Here is a 17,556-nt window from a genome sequence, read left to right as displayed (position 1 = left end):
CGCCCGGCCTTCAGGGCCGGGCGCGCGCTGCACTTCCATGCACCGCATCAGAAGAGAGATCCCATGACACCCATCGAACCCAGCGATAGCAGCACCTCCCCTTTTCATCGGGGCGAACACATGGCGCAGGCGCGGATGGGTTTCCGCGATATTGAACACTGGGCCCGGAAAGTTGTCCGCGACCACATGCCCGAACAGCATCGGGATTTTCATACCGCCCTGCCGTTTCTTGTGATGGCCGCGCGCGATGCGCAAGGTCGACCATGGGTCACGCTATTGGAAGGGTCAGCCGGATTCGTCACTGCACCAGACAACAAAACGCTTTCCATAACCGCCTTGCCGACCCAAGGTGACGCGTTGCACGGTGCCATTCACCCCAAAAGTGATATTGGCATCCTGGGTATTGAGTTGGCCACGCGTCGGCGCAACCGTATCAATGGCCGCGCCGGACGCGTCACTCCAACAGGTTTTGACTTTCACGTGGACCAGACCTTTGGCAACTGCCCACAATACATCCGCGAACGTGCGTGGCACCGGGTTGAAGACTTAAGGCCTGGACCAATATCGCGCAGCCAATATTTGACGTTGGATCAGGTCCGGTGGGTCGAAACAGCCGACACTTTCTTTGTCGCCAGCGGCTACCGTGAAGAGGGCGAAAGCCCGACCTATGGAATGGATGCGTCCCATCGCGGTGGCGACCGCGGTTTCGTGCAGGTTCTGGACAACCGGAGACTGCGGTTTCCCGACTATGCTGGCAATAACCACTTCAACACAATCGGTAACCTGTTGCTCGACCCAAGGGCGGGATTTCTGTTCGTCGATTTCGAAAGCGGCAGCTTGCTACAACTGACCGGCGTCGCCTCGATCGACTGGGCCAGCGATGAGATCACAAATTTCCCCGGGGCGCGGCGGCTGGTGACTCTGGAGATTGACGAGGTCGTGGAAATCCGCGCGGCAGTCAGCCTCAGATGGACTTCGGATGCAGATTCAGTCCGGTCGCTCCGCCTGATCGAAAAGACCCGTGAAAGCGTCGATGTCACCTCGTTTGTTTTCGAAGCCCGCGATGGTGGCCCGCTAGCCGGGTTCGAGCCCGGCCAACACCTGCCAATCGAGCTTAAAGTTTCAGGGATCGCCGAACCGGTGCGCCGTACCTATTCGCTCAGCAACGGACCGAACAAGCATCGCTATCGGATCACGGTCAAGCGTGAGCCGCAGGGGATCGCCTCGCAATTTCTGCACGATCATTTGGAGCCAGGCGCAATCATCAATAGCCGTCGGCCTGCGGGTGATTTCGCAATGACCTGCGACCGGTGCCCCTTGGTTCTGGTCAGCGCAGGTGTTGGGATCACACCGATGTTAAGCATTCTGAATAAGGTTGCAGGCGAGCGTGGCAATCGCCCTGTCTGGTTCATCCACGGCGCTCGGGACGGTCAACACCATCCTATGGCCGGTGAAGTTCGCGATATGGCCTCCAGGCGGCCGGGGATCACGTCGCATGTGGCCTACAGCCAACCAACGGCAGAGGATGAGTTCGGGGTGAACTATGACTCGCATGGCCGTGTCGACGGGGCACTTGTGGCGCACCTGATCGACGATGCCAGCGCGCATTATTTTCTATGCGGCCCTGTCAATTTTATGGCCGAGATACAGGCAGATCTGGAACGCCGGGGCGTCCCTGCAGACCAAATTCACACCGAAAGTTTTGGCCCAGTTTGACGATCTTTCACGATCCTCAAGTGTTCGTGAAAGTCAGCCTATGAGGTCAAGGGTAAGTGAGCATTCCCTGATGTGACGCGTGTAGGTAATAACTATGCCGGCCAACAGGCGTCTTGGCTTTTGGGCGGCGAGCTGCACTATCGCACTTCGCCGCCGCAGCCCGCACATTCAGAAACTACGCAGAGCAGCCGCGTCAAGTCAGGTCAGATCGTCGACACGTGCGTCTGGTGCATTCCGTTTGACGGAATCGATCCCGTTATCCCGCCCTGAAGCGCTGGTATAGCTTTCACTGGTGCCGATGACCTGACCATTGCTTGCCTTCAAGTTGAACATATGGCCGCCGGACTTGGTTTCCTTGCGTTCATACCGACTGTCATCCGGCGCGTTTTTCTTAACAGACTCGATCCCGTTCGTGGCACTTGCCCTCTGAACATATCCTTCACTGGCCAGAATGGTTTCACCATTCCCCGCTTTCAGGCGAAACCGAAATTCACCGGCCTTATCTTTGTATAGTTCGAACTTTCCAGCCATTTGACGTCAACTCCCTTGTTCTACGATCAAATTTTTCGAAGACATTCCTATAATTACACAAACGTCTCAAGAAAAAAGATGACACTTTCATTCGCCTGCCGACACAGCAATTTCCTCGAAAAACGGTAAGAGTGGTGGGTCGAGATGCGATGCTTCAGTATTCCAATGCTGCCTCACGCTTCAGGCGACTTGCGGCAAATTCGACAAACGCGCGAACTTTTGCGGACACCATCCGCCCTTCGTGGTGCACGATGTGAACCGGCGCAGGAGCCGGTTCGAAATCAGATAATACAGCCCTGAGTCGTCCGCCCGCCAGATACGGTGCGATTTGATAAGACAAAAGCCGGGCCAGACCCTGACCGCGAAGCGCCATCTCGATCACGGCATCGTTCGTATTCATGCTGACCCGTGGATGAACACGCACAAGTTTCGGTTTGCCCAGTTGATCAAACTGCCATTGGCCCGACGGTGACAGGGGCTGAGAATTGATCAGTACATGACCGTTCAGATCTTCCGGTCTTTCGGGTTCACCTGCCCGTTCAAGGTATTCGGGTGCTGCAAAAACGACCTGTCTGACTGAACCACAACGCACTGCCATAAGGCTGGAATCCGCGAGCGGACCAATCCTGACACCAACATCCACACCTTCGTCGATTAAATTCACGACCCGTTCTACATAAAGTGTTCGCGCCTCGATTTTTGGATAGCGCTCCAGAAAATCAGCAAGAATTGGTGTGATGAACAATCTGCCAAACAACACAGACGAAGTGAGGTTGAGCAATCCTTTAGGTTCCGCATAGGTCCCGACCGCAGCGTTTTCTGCCTGTTCCAGATCAACGAGAATGCGCTTGGCATCTTCCAGAAATCTGCGCCCGCTTTCGGTCAGCATGACAGATCGTGTCGTTCTTACGAACAACCGGATGCCAAGATCCCGCTCCAGCAACAAGATAGTGCGCGTCACAGCCGGCGGCGACATGTTCAGGTTGCGCGAAGCAGCAGCAAAACCACCCAGGTCGGCCACTTTCGAAAAGACCAGAAGCGCGCGAAACTTGTCCATGCATTATTCCAAAATTGTAAATAACAAATTCAAACATACCATTATTCTGCTGACTGTTGAAACACACTACGTCTCAGGCGAAGACACTTTAACAAAGCAAAAGCGCCCGCAAGAAATGGGAGAAACGCCATGAATACAAGCCAAGCCATCGACCATAACGTGACTGTTCAGATCGTGCACGGTTTTGTGGACAACGGAGTAGGCGGCAACCCTGCCGGGGTTGTCCTGGACGCCGACGGGTTAACAGAAGCGCAGATGCTGAAGATCGCGTCACAGATTGGCCTTTCCGAAACCGCCTTTGTCTCGCAATCTGCGACCGAGGGTTTCAAACTGGACTTCTTCACCCCGAACCGCAGGATCGCGCATTGCGGTCATGCGACCATTGCCGCTTTTTCCCATCTGGATGCACTTGGGCGTATTCCTGATCCCGAAACCTCAAAAGAAACTGTAGACGGCCCCCGCCGGATCATGAACAAGGATGGTGCCGCGTTTATGGAACAATTGGCCCCTAGATATGAAACGCCTGAAGATTGGACCTCTCAGGGTGTCAGTTTGCAGGACGTTTTGGGTTCTCTGGGGTTGTCCCCGAGCAATCTGGATCAAGAAATGCCGCCCGTCCTGGTAAATACCGGCAACAGTTTTGTCGTGATCGGAGTTGCCGACAGGGAAACCCTGGCTTCGATCAAACCCGATTTCGAGCAGATCAAAACGATCAGCGACCGTCTGGACCTGATCGGATATTACGTGTTCACAACGGCCCAATGCTTGGACGGACGCGACGCTACCGCACGCATGTTTGCCCCCCGTTACGCAATCGATGAAGAGGCCGCGACGGGAATGGCCGCAGGGCCGCTGGCCTGTGTCCTGCACGACCTGGGCCACCGCCGTCAGCACGGATTTCTGATTGAACAGGGCATGTTCATGGACACCCCCTCGCCTAGTTTGATTCAGGTTGAACTCGAAGTTTGTGACGGCGCGATCACCGGCCTTATGGCCGGCGGGCATGGAAAAGTTATGAAATCCCTTCAAATTTCAGTTTGACGCGGACCGCATTTTGTGCGGCATCTACGTCGCTGTTATTGGAAGGGGTGCAGACGCCCCCTACCCTTTCTGGAGTGCCCCGCCAGTTATGCGCCGTGAGTTTTTGCAGCTGTAATCTCGGCGTGCTGTCGCCCGCTGACGTCGAAATCTGACAACACAAATTGACCAAGGTAGGTGGCTCGGAAACTGGAGGTACCTCACTCCTCCGAGGAATAGGCCAAGATCGCACCGGAAAGCCTCCGAGACGAGGAGCGAGATGTGGTGTTGTGCCAACAATAGGGTGTTGCCCAAGGCCTGCTTTTCGATGTTTTTTAACTCTGAGTTACCGTTCATCGGTCCGGACCTTCCCGGTGCTGGCTGGATCCAGCAATCGCTAGCCCCGGCTCCCCTTCCGCCATGTCTTATCAAGTACAGGAAGTTGGGCTATTGTTCCTAGCATTGCGCCTACATATGACGCGTCTAAAGCGCCGGAACCCCGTTTCATATGGTTGTTGTGAATTACAGGCAAAAAGACGCGTTGACCAACAAACCTGAAAGGTGACCCATGTCTTTCTCCAGCCGTTCTACAATTTCGCGACGCCGCTTCCTTGCCACGACAACCGCTGGTGCAGCGGCAATTACCCTGCACCCGTTTTCGGTGGCGGCGGCTAATAATCAGGCACATCTGCGCATCATGGAAACCACCGACATCCATGTCCATGTGTTCCCTTACGATTACTATTCGGACAAACCCCGTGACACGGTGGGCCTGTCCCGCACAGCGTCGATCATCAACGAAATCCGGTCCGAGGCGAAAAACTCGCTTTTGGTGGATAACGGCGATTTCCTGCAAGGCAACCCGATGGGTGACTACATCGCTTATGAGCGCGGCATGAAGGACGGCGACAGTCATCCCATCATCACGGCCTTCAATACGGTCGGGTATGATGCCGCGACGCTGGGCAATCACGAGTTCAACTACGGTCTGGAATTCCTGAACAAGGCTTTGGCCGGTGCCGAGTTCCCTGTTGTTCTGGCCAACGTCGCCAAGGAAAAAGGTGCAAACCCGCGTGACGACAAGACCCTTGTTCAGGCCTATGCCATTCTCGACCGAGACATCGAGATGGGCGACGGCACCAAACATCTAATCAGGATCGGTGTCATCGGCTTTACACCGCCACAAATCGTGAATTGGGACCGCAGGCACCTGGAGGGTAATGTTCAAGCCCGCGATATCGTCGAGACGGCTCAGGCCTATGTGCCCGAGATGAAGGAACAGGGATGTGACCTGATCATCGCCCTGTCGCATTCGGGGATCGGGGGTGCCGATCATGAAGACGGCATGGAAAACGCATCGGTGGTTCTGGCAGGTGTCGACGGGATCGACGCGCTGGTCACCGGCCACAATCACCTGGTTTTCCCGTCACCGACATTTGCTGACCGCCCAGGGATCGATGTGGAAAAAGGCACGCTGATGGGCAAACCTGCCGTCATGGGCGGTTTCTGGGGGTCGCATCTTGGCCTGCTGGACCTGCTTTTGGAACGGGACGGCAATGAATGGCGCGTCGTTACCACAACCTCCGAGGCGCGACCGATTTCCAAACGCAACGAAGACCGCTCGATCACCGCTCTGGTCGAAGATGATCAGAAGGTTCTGGATTCGGTTGCGAAAGCTCATGACGAAACGCTCGCCTATGTTCGGCGCGCGGTCGGCAAGACCTCGGCTCCGCTGCACAGCTATTTCGCATTGGTCGCGGATGATCCGTCTGTGCAGATCGTCTCGATCGCGCAGAAATGGTATGTCGAAGACATGCTGAAAGGCACCGAGCATGAAGGGCTGCCGATCCTGTCTGCGGCAGCACCGTTCAAGGCTGGCGGCCGAGGCGGTCCGGAGTATTACACCGATGTCCCGGTCGGGGACGTTGCCATCAAGAACGTGGCCGATCTGTACCTCTATCCAAACACGGTCCGCGCTGTTCGAGTGAACGGAGCGCAGGTGCGTGGCTGGCTGGAACGCTCGGCCGGAATGTTCAATCAGGTCGAGGCCGGATCCAAGGATGCGATCCTTCTGAACCCCGAGTTCCCGTCGTACAATTTCGACGTGATGGACGGCGTGACCTATCAGATTGACCTGTCACAGCCGTCGCGCTTTGGACCAAAGGGTGAAGAGGTGAATCCCGATGCGGCCCGGATCGTGAACCTTGCCTTCAATGGGGCCCCTGTCACGGATGACATGGAATTCATCATTGCCACCAACAATTACCGCGCATCAGGCGGCGGCGCGTTCCCGGGCGCATTGGGCGACACGATCGTGTTCGAAGCACCGGACACCAACCGCGACGTCATTGTGCGCTACATTGTCGAACAGGGCACAATCGATCCCAAAGCGGATGCCAACTGGTCGTTTTCGCCGCTGGCGGACACCACTGTGTTGTTCGAGACCGGTCCAAAAGCCCGCGACTATATGGGCGATGTCAAAGGTGTGACAATCGAGGACGCAGGGGAAGGCGCAGACGGTTTCGCAGCCTTCCGCATTAAACTTTGATCTAACCGGCTTGCTGCTTAGATAATCTCACCCACCACCATTTACACTGGTAGTGGGTGAGTACAAAATGTCTGTCCATCCAGTTCTGCAAAATCTAGCGCCAGATTGCCCGCACCATTCACCTGTCACTAATCTTGCCAAGCCATTCGGATGTCGCTTCTAGCCCTTCTCGCAGAATAGCAAACATATGTTCGATTTCGCTTTTTGAAATGATGAGGGGCGGTGAAAGAACACACATGTTGATCACGGGCCGTACAAGCAGACCGCGTTTTTGGCATTCCATATCGATACGGCTGCCAATCTCATAGTCGCGCCCCAGCTCGCTTTGGGGATCGCCATCGACTGAGCACTGAACACACCCCATCAATCCCATCCCACGCGCATCAGCCACGATGTCAATCTGACGTAACTGCTGAAGTTGATCCTGAAAAACCGGACCGACTTCTCGAACGTGTTCGAGTATCTTTTCCCGCTCGATAATCTCGATGTTTTTCAACCCGGCTGCCGCGCTGACCGGATGGCCCGAATAGGTATATCCATTCGAAAAGGTGGCATCTTTTCCCGCAACATCCGCAATCAACCGGTCTGAGATAATCGCGGCCCCCATCGGCGCATACCCGGATGTCATCCCCTTGGCGCAGGTAATTATGTCAGGTTGAATGCTAAAGACAGCCTCGGAGGCGAACCAATGACCCAATCGCCCGAAAGCCGTAACGACCTCGTCGGAAATATACAGAACATCATACTTCCTGCAGATGTTCAGGCAGCGTGCGTGATACCCAATTGGTGGCACAATGACGCCGCCCGAGGCCAAAACCGGCTCAGCGATAAAAGCGGCAACGTTTTCCGGGCCAAGTGCCACAAAGGCGTTTTCGAGATCAGCAACTTTCTCGTTCAGAAAACCTTCATCGCTTTGACCGGGCGTGCGGTAAAGCGGGTTCACGTTCGGCAGGAAATGCGCCAGGTCGTCAGCCTTGTCGAGCCAGAGCCTGTCACGTTCCTTCCCACTGACGCTGGCTGCCAGATATGTGCTTCCGTGATAGGCTTTTTGCCTTGAAATGATTTTCTTTTTCTCCGGCCGACCCGTAAGGTTGTTGCGGAAATGAACAAACCGGATGGCTGTATCAACCGCAGTCGAACCGCCGGTTGTAAAGAAGACATTATTCAGGTCGCCCGGCGCGCGTTTGGCGATTTCGCGGGCAAAATGTGCCGCAGTAGAGTTGGTGTTGTTGAAGGGCGAGAAATAGGCAAGGTTCCGGGCTTGCTCGGCCATTGCTTCGGCCATTTCCGCGCGCCCATACCCGATCTGAGTACACCACATACCCCCCGGTCCGTCGATCAGGCGTGCGCCCTTTTCGTTTATCAGATGAATGCCGCTGGCTCCTTCGATAAACGTGCGGTCGTTTTCACCCAAAGCCTCCATCCCTTCCCACGGATGCAGGAAGTGATCATTGTCCCATTGCTTGGCGTTTGAGTTATCCATGGCGGGCCATACTTTCTGCGCTAAGTATAATGGGGAATTCTTCGCGCACCCGAGCGTCCAAGGCGCCAAAATAGTTCGGGAAATGGCTGTCGAGGATGGAATTCGCCTTGTCGCGGGCGCGGTCCAACAGATCAGTTTTCCCCTCATTCTCCCAAGTATCCGTGCGCTCACGGTCCATCAGCTGAGGGTAGACGAATTCGCTGTTCATATAGCTAAGCGTGTGAGGATTGCCGAGGAAATGACCCGGATCTAAGGCACATTGGTGGATCACATCCACCGCCATGGTTTCATCGGTAACCTCTATCCCGCGCAACGATCGCAGAATCATGCCGCCCGCTTCGTCATCGATGACCATGCTTTCAAAGCTGCACCCCATAAGACTACCGATCATGCCACCAAACTCGCACAGGCGATTGGCACCGGCATGCGCTGCAAGGGTAAAGGTCAGCGCCTTTTCCAGCCCGTATTGCGCATCAGGTATTTTTGCATCGGTCATACCTGCACCCACCGAAGTAGGAAGGCCGTAGAAGTTGCCCATCTGAATTGCTGCGGCACCGATCAGCGCCTGTTCGCCGCTGCCGCCAGTAAAAGACCCGCTGCGCAGGTCCGTAATGAAGGGCCAGGCCGCAAAGCAGATGGGGCAACCCGGCGTGATCAGGTTGACGATGGCGACACAGGCAAGTGTTTCGGCCACGGTCTGAACCAGCGTTCCCGCAAGCGTCGCCGGAGCCGTGGCCCCGGCTTGAGGCGGCACGGCCAGATCGACAGTCAGGCCCAGCTTTGCAGTATCGATCAGGATTTCCATGTTTTCCTTGCCGATCCGCAGAGGGGAAACAATGGGGCAGCCGCCAAATATGACGCTTGGCTTTTTCAGGAAAGCCCCCTCGCCGCCCTGAGCCAGGTCAAACATGCGGATGGCATGTGGGATGTGGCTACGGTCGCGGAACGTCAGGCAAGCGGGTTTTTGGCTACCTGCAAGCATGGCATAAATGGTGTTCATGTCATGGGTGAAATCATCGGTCACATCCGTCGCCAGAACTGTGTCGCCCAGCATGTGGATGTTTTCCAAACGGTCGACCAGGCGGGTGAAATCATAAACATCACGCAGAACCGACGGACGATAGGTTTTGGTTTTGGAATCGAATGTTGTCACCGCGGTACCGGAATTGGCGAAATAGACGCTTTCTGCCGTGCAATGCATGTCGTCCTTGCCTTCGCGTTCCCCTCGGGCATAGACGTAAAACTCCTTGGCGGCGCCTGCCAGGATGTCTTCCATCAAGGCGCGTGGAAAGCACAGCCGGTTGAGGTCACTCAGCACTGCACCTTTGGGAAGCACCAGCTCAAGCAACTCGGGGAAATGATCGGTAATGCCGGTTTGTTCCAGAACGGTCAGGGCTGCATGATGGATGTTCTCCATATCGATTTGAGTCAGAGGTTTATAGCGTCCGCCGCTCAGACCCCCACGTACGGCTTCGTTACCCGTGGTCGTCTGTTGTACCTTCAGACGCGCTGCCCGCCCGCCGCCCCCGCGACGACGTGAACGGGTTGTTTCATTGGTGCTGTTCATGTCGCATCCTCTGCCAAATTAATAATCTCACGGCGAAACCAGTCTTTGTCTGCATCGGCCTTTGGGCGCTCGAAATCGCGGGCGGCGCGATGGCCGGCAAAAACCGCGTCTGCGATCAATCCCGGCGACGCGGCATCACCAATGAGGTCAAGGGTTTTCAAACCGGCGCCCTTCAGGCTGTCGAAAAGGGCGGTTTCACGCTCGCGCTCGGTCACCAGAACAGTTGAGGCGCACGGGATTTCAGTTTCGCGACCAGAAAATACACAGCCGATCCGCACCGCGCCGCCCTGAACCGCCGCAAGCACCTGATTGCAGCGGATATCCACCCCCAGTTCGATCATTCGGGCCTGAATGCGGGACTGTTCCAAAGTATGAACGGCGTAGGCTGAAACCAAACTCTCTGGCGTGGCAAAAATGACCTGATATCCGGCTGTCGCAAGTTTATCGGCAATCACTCCCGCCAGATAGATATGATCATCATCATAGATCATCACCGGACCGTCCGGGGGCAGAACGCCTTTCATGATGTCATCAGGCGTCAACACCTTGGCATCCGGCGTGACCCTAGGCAGGCGGCGTTGCGTATTGCGACCCACTCCATCGGCACGCCAATGGCTGCCGGTTGCAACAAAGACATGCTCGATGCCAAGCTCGGCGACTTGTCCGGCTTCGAGCTTGCTGTCAGTGAATAACTGAACGTTGGCCCGCTGTTTCAGATCGTTCAGGCGATAGTCAACCACGCGCGACCAGGCGGCGAGGCCGGGAAGTCTGCTTTCCATACCTACCCGTCCACCAAATTCGGCCGAGGCCTCGGCCAGAGTCACCTGATACCCGCGCCGTGCCAATTGCATCGTGCATTCCAACCCCGCAGGTCCGCCGCCGATGACCAGCACTTCGGCCTCGCTTTTTTTCGGCGCGATGATCTCGGGGTGCCAGCCACGGCGCCATTCCTCGCCCATGGTCGGGTTTTGTGTGCAACGGATCGGAATACCCAGATTGTCCGACGACACGCAGATATTGCAGCCGATGCATTCGCGGATTTCGTCGATCCTGCCTTCCTCGATCTTTTTTGGAATGAAAGGGTCCGCAATGGATGGCCGCGCGGCACCGATGAGGTCGACAATTCCCTTTTTGACCATCGACAGCATCATGTCCGGGGACGTCAGTCGGCCCACGCCAACAACAGGTTTTCGGGTGATCTGTTTGACGTGGGACAGAAACGCGTTCTGATAGCCATCTTCGGGCTGGAAACGGGTCGTTGCGCTGTCATTGGACCAATCCGCGACATTCACGTCCCACAGGTCGGGAAGATCGGCCAATAGCTCAACAACCGCGCGGCCTTCTTCTGCTGCCTGCATACCGTCGGCGCCCATCATCTCGTCAATGGCAAAGCGGAACGCAACGGCACAGCTGTCGCCTATGGCATCGTGGGTGTCTTCCAGCAACTCACGGGTCAGCCGCACACGGTTTTCAAGCGACCCCCCATATTCATCGCTGCGCTGGTTCATATGGGCTAGCATGAAATGTTGCGCCAATGTCATGTTGTGCCCGGCATAGACATAAACGATGTCAAAGCCGGCCTCTTTCGCGCGCAGGGCCGCGTCGCGGTGCCAGCGGCGGAGTTCCCGGATATCGGCCTTGTCCATGGCCTGCGCGTGCTTTGGTTGCGTCGTATCCACAGACATCTCGGACGGTGCAAGAACCGGAGCGCGGGTCAGCAGGTTTTGCGCGTGGTTGCCGTTATGAACCAGCTGTATGGCCGCCAACGCGCCATGTGAATGCACTGCATCTGTCATCAGCCGCAGCGCAGGCACATCGCGTGCGTCCCACAATCGCCCTTCGGGGAACGGGGACAAGTCCGAGGTCGGGTGAATCTCGGTCTCCTGATTGGACACCACGGCCCAGCCACCTTCTGCTTTCATTCCCCGAACGGCAGCGTCCGCCCGCGGCCTGAGATGCCCCATCCCGGTGCAATGCGGCACCTGATAAAAGCGGTTTCTGGCTGTGACGGGCCCGATCTGGACCGGTTCGAAAAGCAGAGCATATGGGTTCGCGTTCGACATAATCACGCGTTTTCCTGTAGTTGAGTTCCGGAGCCTAAAGGCTCCGGATAGTGGGTTATGTTAGAAGCCGGCTTTGATCCGCTCGAATTCGGCCAGCATCTTCGCCTCAAGCTCGGGGTTCACAGCATCAAAGAACAAACTGCCTTCGAAGAAGCTTTTGGGATCGGAAAAACCATAGGCTTCTATACTGCCCTGATCGGCGATTTCGAACGCTTTTGCGTTGGAATGCGGGTAGCCCCAGTTGTCGATGATGTACTGACCACTGGCAGGGTCCGTAAGCGCGTTCAAAAGGTCATAGACCTGATCGACCGGTGTCGTGGACGATTTCAGATGCACATAGCCACACGCCCAGGTCGCGATGCCCTTGTCCACGTTGCGCATCATGGCCGCGGGCACTTCGTTCCAGATCAGGTTCAGTTCGGACTGGTTCCAGGCCCACCCCATTTCGATCTCGCCACTGGTCATGGCCTGGTCAAACTGACCCGCATCGGACCAATAAAAACGCATATTCGGGTGGATCGAGCGCAGGAAATCCGATGCTTCCTTGAATTGCTCATCGCTCAGGTTGGTGTAGTCATCCGCGTTTCCGGTGGCCAGCGCGGCCAAGGCATAAGCAGACGATGCAGCATCCGGGATGGCGATTTTGCCTGCATAGGCCGGGTCCGCCATCAATTGCAGTGAGATGTCATCCCCTGATATCTTGTCGGTGCGATAGATAAGACCTGTGTTCCCCCATTCGAACGGCAGCATGTAAAGCTGGCCGTCCAGAACGATGGCGTCGACCTCTTTGATCTCGGGCAGCACATCCGCCCAATTGGTCAGCTTGCTTTCATCCAAAGGCTGAATCAGATCAGCTGCGACCCATTTTCTGACCGCGTCAGAACAAGGATGTGCCAGATCAGCGGTAAAACCGGAACTCAGCTTGGTAAAGGCTTCTTCCTGGCTTCCGAAATAGGAATAGCTTGGCGCTTCATCCCCGTATTTTTCCATGTAGCTGGCAAAGAATCCGGGATCTTCATATCCCGACCAGTCAAAAACCGTCAGATCGGCGCCACCTGCACTGGCACTGCCTGTCGTTATTGCCGTCGCACACGCGAAGGCCGCAATTCCCTGAAGTTTCATTCTATCCTCCCTCTGTTTTATTCCGAGATCGTACCAAGATCGATCACGCTAGCCGCCTGAAGCCCCAGCCAAACGACATCGCCGCGTTTAAAGTCGACCGTGTGGAAATAGTTCGGAACCGAGACCGAGATTGGTTTCTCGGCCCCAGCCACCTGAATGTGGTAGTGAATATTCTCACCGTAGAAGGCGACGTTGCTGACAGTGCCCTGAACCGTTGATGGGTAGTCTTCAGGACGGTCCTCAGCAATCTCCAACTGTTCCGGTCGAATACCGATGTTCATGTTTCTGGCGCTGGTCGCCACATTGGGGTTTCTCTCGATTTCCATCCGCCCGAAGGCAGCCGCATCGATTGACAACATGTCACCGCTTTCGCTCAGTAACCGGGCCGGCAATATGTTCATCTCACCGATGAAGCTGGCCACTTGTTGATCACAGGGACGGGCATAAAGCGTCGTTGGCGTGTCAACTTGTTTGAGTTGTCCGTTGAACATCACGCCGATACGGTCGGACATGGTCATAGCCTCGTACTGGTCATGCGTGACCATCACAAAGGTAATGCCAAGCGACTGTTGCAGATTGCGCATTTCAAACTGCATCTGTTCACGCAGCTTCTTGTCAAGCGCTGACAAGGGTTCATCCAAAAGCAACACCTTTGGCCGCATGATCAGCGCGCGGGCAAGCGCCACCCTTTGACGCTGCCCGCCCGACAACTCGCTTGCGCCGCGATCCTGAAGACCACCCAGTTCGACCATTTCCAAAGCTTCGGCGACGCGCTGGTCGATCTCGGCCTTGGGCGCTTTGCCCCGCAACCCGTAGGCTACGTTGTTCCCGACATTGAGGTGTGGGAAGATTGCGTAGCTTTGGAAGACCATGTTCGTCGGTCGGTTGTTGGCCGGCACTCCTTCCATATCCTGACCGTCAATCAGCACCTTCCCCCTGGTGGGTTCCTGAAAGCCCGCGATCATGCGTAAAACCGTGGTCTTGCCACACCCTGAAGGACCGAGGAGCGAAAAGAACTCACCCTCTTTGAGGTCAAGGTTTATTCCGCTCGCGGCCACAAATGTGCCGTAGCGCTTTTCGACGTCCCTGAGCTCTATGATGTTTCTGTTTGTCATCGGACCTCTGATGCGGATGAACGGCGGCGGAAGTATTCGGCCAGAACCAGAAGAAGGACCGAGGTTAGCAACAGGATCGATCCCAGTGCCAAAACGTTTGGAAGCTTGGCGGGGAAGCGGATCTGGCTCCAGATGTAAACCGGCAGGGTTGGCTGATTGCCGGACAGGAAAAAGGCAAGGACGAACTCATCGAAACTGACGGTGAATGTGACCAAAACACTGGCTACGATACCGGGGGCGACGACCGGCAGCGTCACGCGGCGGAAGGTTTCGAACACACCGACGCCCAGATCGTAAGATGCTTCCTCCAGGGATGCGTCGAAGTCATCAAAGGCGGACTTCAGGATCGAGACAGAGAACGGCAGCGCGAGAAACGTATGGCCCAGAATGACGGTCAGCAAAGACGGCTTGAGACCGAGGAACAGAAACAGGACCAGCATTGAAGAGGCGACTATTATGCCCGGGATCACCAAAGGCAGCATCACCAGACCTTCTGCCGCGCGTTGACCCCGAAAACGGTACCGAACGAAGGCACGGGCGGCGAACAATCCCATGGCAGTCGACAGAAGGGCAACAACAGTGCCGACAGCAAGCGAATTCCAAAGCGCCTGGATCAACGTGTCCTGCTCGCCCAGCTTCCGATACCAGTCCAGTGTCCAGCCCTTAATCGGGAACGCAACGATTGTGCCGCTGTTGAAAGAGAACAAAGGCAGGAACAAAACCGGCAGGTACAGAAACAGCAGATACAGGAACGCATAGGCTGTCAGGGTCGTAGGACGTCTCATCTGATCCGCCTCCCCAGCCGTGTGGCGGACATGACAAACACGATGGCCACAAAGCCCACCGACAGCATTGCGATTAACGATAGCGTAGCCCCAAGTGGCCAGTTGTTGGCGGCCCCGAACTGCACCTGAATAAGATTGGCGATCATCTTCCCATCTGAACCACCAACCAGAGCCGGGGTCACATAATCACCGACTGTAGGGATGAAGATGATCAGGCAAGCAGCAATGATACCTGGGATCGTCAGCGGCAGCGTCACCCGCATAAAACGTTGAATGGGGCTGTTTCCAAGATCTGTTGCAGCCTCAAGCAGACTGGGATCGATCTTTTGCAATGAGACATAGATCGGCAGGATCGCAAATGGTGCCCAGGCATGAGCGAGTGTCAGCACGACTGCGAATTCGTTGTAGAGCAGGAAGTCGAGAGGTTCGCTGATCAAACCCAGCGCCAGAAGCGCAGAGTTCATCACGCCGTTGAACCCCAGAATGAGCTTCCAGGCAAATACGCGCAGCAGATAGCTGGACCAAAACGGAATGGTGATGAGCAGAAGCCAGATGGTCTTTTTCTGGGCCTTCATCGCGATAAAATACGCGATGGGATAGGCCAGCGCGACGGTGACTATGGTCACCGCTCCGGCAATCCAGATTGATCTGAGCATCAGGTGCCGGACCAGCGGATCCGCAAACGCATCGCTGTAATTCTTCAGTGTCGGTGTCTTGTCGAGCGTCACATAGGTTTGGGTCCAGAATGAATAGGCAATCAGGATCACCAATGGCGCCGCGACCAGAAAGCCCACGTAAGCCGTGGCTGGCGCGCTGAGGGTATATCCCCGGGACGCTTCGCTGCGAAAGATCACCCAACCTCCCTTCCCGCAATTCACGAGTCACTAATGGACGATCGTCCATTAAATGTTGCGCCAGAATGGCCTTTCGTGTCAATATTCCTGTGAGCTACCTCTATGAGACATTCACAAACGGTTGGTAACATTGAATAAAGCGCAAAGTGTCAAGGAACAAAAACGCGGTTCAAAGCGGGATCCGGAAGCCAATAAACAGCTACTGATCGACGCGACTCTGGACACGATTGCCGATATTGGGGTTACCGATACCTCGGTCAGCCGAATCTGCGAGCGCTCCGGTCTGTCACGCGGAATGATCCATTTGCATTTCGGGGGTAAGGACAATTTACTGACCGCAGCCGCCCAGCATTTCAGCACCGAGTATTATGCCGAGATGGACAGACGGACAGATCTGGGCGCGAGCGCAAGACCCGAAGACCGTGTTATGGCAGTGATTGAGGCCGACCTGTCAGAAGCACTGCTCAATCCCCGCAGTACTAAAATCTGGCATGCGTTTCGGGGTATCGCAAGCTCTCATCCAGGTATCGCCCGTTACAGCAGCACTCAGGATGACAAACTTGTCGAAACCTTGCGGTCCGCGTTCACAGAGATAGCCTCGGAAAACAGGGGCGACCCGAACCTGGTAGATGACGCAACCAGCGGAACGCTGGCCTTGCTGGAGGGGATGTGGGTGAACTACCTAACCGATATGCAGGGATTTTCACGCCGCCGCTCTGTCAACCTTGTTCGAAGGTTTTTATGCGGACTCTTTCCCGGAAGATTTGAGCGTTAGGTGATGGCGGCACTCAAATTCGACTACCAAACTTGTCGCGTATGTGCGAGTGATCCCAAGGAATTTCTTACTATATCCGTGCGATCGGCAAGCTTCGTCGATACCTTGTTTCTTACAATAATCGGGGAAAATAGCGGATGAAGTTCATTCACATCACTGACATTCACTTCGTCCGCGACTCCGGTCCGCTAAATGGCGGCTTTCCGTCTCAGCGGCTGGACGCCTGTTTGGACGATATCACTCGGTGGCATTCCGATGCGGCGTTCTGTGTCATCTCTGGCGATTTGGCTGAATTTGCCGAGGAAGAGGCCTATCGGGCGCTCAAGGCGAGAATGGTCGCCTTTCCGCTCCGCTCTTTTCTGCTGATAGGAAATCACGACGACCGAGCTGTTTTCCAATCGGTCTTCCCGGATCATCCAAAGGATGCCAACGGGTTTGTCCAGCACCGGTTCGAAACGGATGAGGGTGTTTTCTTGTTTCTCGATTCAACCAAAGACGGGCGCGATGTGCATGAAGGGCAGCTTTGCCCTGCTCGGCTGGACTGGCTCAGGCAGCAACTGACCCAAGCCGAGGACAAGCCAACCTATGTGTTCCTGCACCACCCGCCCTTTGACCTTGGCATTCCCCTTGTGGACGAGATCAGGCTGGTCGAAGCGGACGCCTTTGCTGACGCACTCAAACACGGGCGCAACATTCGGCATGTGTTTTACGGCCATGTGCACCGCATGACCTATGTGAACTGGCGTGGCATTCCATTTACCAGCCTGCCCAGTCTCAACCATCAGATTCCGTTGAATGCGGCTAGTGTAGATGGCGAGTTCTGCGACGAACCTCCGGCCTACGGTGTCGTACAGATCGCCGAGGATCAGCTGACGGTGCATTTCAACACTTTCCTGCAACGCAACCCATTGCATCAGACCTGA

Annotated in this window: 14 protein-coding genes; 5 read left to right on the top strand and 9 right to left on the bottom strand. The window is 55.7% G+C overall.

Translation table 11 applies throughout. From position 1 onward, the window contains the following. Positions 1-1,716, top strand: a 1,716-nt coding sequence (locus tag ACR0AP_RS19545; protein WP_480508790.1) for an FAD-binding oxidoreductase, incomplete at its 5' end; no start/stop codon positions are given. A 198-nt stretch (positions 1,717-1,914) separates the two neighbouring features. Here ACR0AP_RS19545 and ACR0AP_RS19540 read toward each other — a convergent pair. Together ACR0AP_RS19540 and ACR0AP_RS19535 are read right to left on the bottom strand one after the other, a co-directional pair. Further along, on the bottom strand, positions 1,915-2,247 hold the full coding sequence (locus ACR0AP_RS19540) for a YegP family protein (RefSeq protein ID WP_209506795.1): 333 nt from the start codon (positions 2,245-2,247) through the stop codon (positions 1,915-1,917). 154 nt (positions 2,248-2,401) lie between these two features. Next, on the bottom strand, positions 2,402-3,304 hold the full coding sequence (locus tag ACR0AP_RS19535; protein WP_480508788.1) for a LysR family transcriptional regulator: 903 nt from the start codon (positions 3,302-3,304) through the stop codon (positions 2,402-2,404). A 129-nt stretch (positions 3,305-3,433) separates the two neighbouring features. Here ACR0AP_RS19535 and ACR0AP_RS19530 point away from each other — a divergent pair, with 129 nt between their 5' ends. Beyond that, the gene (locus tag ACR0AP_RS19530) at positions 3,434-4,345 is read left to right on the top strand and encodes a PhzF family phenazine biosynthesis protein (RefSeq protein WP_480508786.1); all 912 of its coding nucleotides are present in this window, start codon (positions 3,434-3,436) and stop codon (positions 4,343-4,345) included. A gap of 544 nt (positions 4,346-4,889) precedes the next feature. Next, the gene (locus ACR0AP_RS19525) at positions 4,890-6,869 is read left to right on the top strand and encodes a bifunctional 2',3'-cyclic-nucleotide 2'-phosphodiesterase/3'-nucleotidase (RefSeq protein ID WP_480508784.1); all 1,980 of its coding nucleotides are present in this window, start codon (positions 4,890-4,892) and stop codon (positions 6,867-6,869) included. A 118-nt stretch (positions 6,870-6,987) separates the two neighbouring features. Here ACR0AP_RS19525 and ACR0AP_RS19520 read toward each other — a convergent pair whose 3' ends face one another. The 7 genes from ACR0AP_RS19520 to ACR0AP_RS19490 are packed head-to-tail and all read right to left on the bottom strand — an operon-like array spanning position 6,988 to position 15,858. Beyond that, positions 6,988-8,352: an aminotransferase gene (locus ACR0AP_RS19520; RefSeq protein WP_480508782.1), complete on the bottom strand. Its 1,365-nt coding sequence runs from the start codon at positions 8,350-8,352 to the stop codon at positions 6,988-6,990. Next, on the bottom strand, positions 8,345-9,919 hold the full coding sequence (locus ACR0AP_RS19515; RefSeq protein ID WP_480508780.1) for a trimethylamine methyltransferase family protein: 1,575 nt from the start codon (positions 9,917-9,919) through the stop codon (positions 8,345-8,347). The genes ACR0AP_RS19520 and ACR0AP_RS19515 overlap by 8 nt, the downstream gene beginning before the upstream one ends. After that, complete coding sequence (locus ACR0AP_RS19510) at positions 9,916-11,982, bottom strand: FAD-dependent oxidoreductase (RefSeq protein WP_480508778.1); 2,067 nt, start codon at positions 11,980-11,982, stop codon at positions 9,916-9,918. Before ACR0AP_RS19510 ends, ACR0AP_RS19515 begins: the two co-directional genes overlap by 4 nt. A gap of 60 nt (positions 11,983-12,042) precedes the next feature. Continuing rightward, complete coding sequence (locus tag ACR0AP_RS19505; protein WP_480483509.1) at positions 12,043-13,104, bottom strand: ABC transporter substrate-binding protein; 1,062 nt, start codon at positions 13,102-13,104, stop codon at positions 12,043-12,045. 17 nt (positions 13,105-13,121) lie between these two features. Further along, positions 13,122-14,219, bottom strand: coding sequence for an ABC transporter ATP-binding protein (locus ACR0AP_RS19500; protein WP_480508776.1), 1,098 nt, complete (start codon positions 14,217-14,219; stop codon positions 13,122-13,124). Then, positions 14,216-15,004: an ABC transporter permease gene (locus ACR0AP_RS19495; protein WP_209599079.1), complete on the bottom strand. Its 789-nt coding sequence runs from the start codon at positions 15,002-15,004 to the stop codon at positions 14,216-14,218. The genes ACR0AP_RS19500 and ACR0AP_RS19495 overlap by 4 nt, the downstream gene beginning before the upstream one ends. Further along, positions 15,001-15,858: an ABC transporter permease gene (locus ACR0AP_RS19490; protein ID WP_480508774.1), complete on the bottom strand. Its 858-nt coding sequence runs from the start codon at positions 15,856-15,858 to the stop codon at positions 15,001-15,003. Before ACR0AP_RS19490 ends, ACR0AP_RS19495 begins: the two co-directional genes overlap by 4 nt. Positions 15,859-15,988: 130 nt before the next feature. On the opposite strand from ACR0AP_RS19490, the gene ACR0AP_RS19485 reads away from it, so the two are divergent. Together ACR0AP_RS19485 and ACR0AP_RS19480 are read left to right on the top strand one after the other, a co-directional pair. After that, positions 15,989-16,633, top strand: a complete 645-nt coding sequence (locus ACR0AP_RS19485) for a TetR family transcriptional regulator C-terminal domain-containing protein (RefSeq protein ID WP_267366089.1) — start codon at positions 15,989-15,991, stop codon at positions 16,631-16,633. Positions 16,634-16,770: 137 nt separating this feature from the next. Beyond that, positions 16,771-17,556 carry a phosphodiesterase gene (locus tag ACR0AP_RS19480; protein WP_480508771.1) on the top strand — a complete coding sequence of 262 codons (786 nt, stop codon included), beginning with the start codon at positions 16,771-16,773 and terminating at the stop codon, positions 17,554-17,556.

Source organism: Ruegeria sp. AF7, from assembly GCF_056541885.1.
This window is presented reverse-complemented; position numbering and strand designations above follow the sequence as displayed.

Coding starts and splice junctions, on each gene's coding strand:
- ACR0AP_RS19505 (WP_480483509.1), bottom strand. CDS start 13,104: ATGAAACTTCAGGGAATTGCGGCCTTCGCGTGTGCGACGGCAATAACG.
- ACR0AP_RS19530 (WP_480508786.1), top strand. CDS start 3,434: ATGAATACAAGCCAAGCCATCGACCATAACGTGACTGTTCAGATCGTG.
- ACR0AP_RS19510 (WP_480508778.1), bottom strand. CDS start 11,982: ATGTCGAACGCGAACCCATATGCTCTGCTTTTCGAACCGGTCCAGATC.
- ACR0AP_RS19495 (WP_209599079.1), bottom strand. CDS start 15,004: ATGAGACGTCCTACGACCCTGACAGCCTATGCGTTCCTGTATCTGCTG.
- ACR0AP_RS19525 (WP_480508784.1), top strand. CDS start 4,890: ATGTCTTTCTCCAGCCGTTCTACAATTTCGCGACGCCGCTTCCTTGCC.
- ACR0AP_RS19500 (WP_480508776.1), bottom strand. CDS start 14,219: ATGACAAACAGAAACATCATAGAGCTCAGGGACGTCGAAAAGCGCTAC.
- ACR0AP_RS19520 (WP_480508782.1), bottom strand. CDS start 8,352: ATGGATAACTCAAACGCCAAGCAATGGGACAATGATCACTTCCTGCAT.
- ACR0AP_RS19515 (WP_480508780.1), bottom strand. CDS start 9,919: ATGAACAGCACCAATGAAACAACCCGTTCACGTCGTCGCGGGGGCGGC.
- ACR0AP_RS19535 (WP_480508788.1), bottom strand. CDS start 3,304: ATGGACAAGTTTCGCGCGCTTCTGGTCTTTTCGAAAGTGGCCGACCTG.
- ACR0AP_RS19480 (WP_480508771.1), top strand. CDS start 16,771: ATGAAGTTCATTCACATCACTGACATTCACTTCGTCCGCGACTCCGGT.
- ACR0AP_RS19540 (WP_209506795.1), bottom strand. CDS start 2,247: ATGGCTGGAAAGTTCGAACTATACAAAGATAAGGCCGGTGAATTTCGG.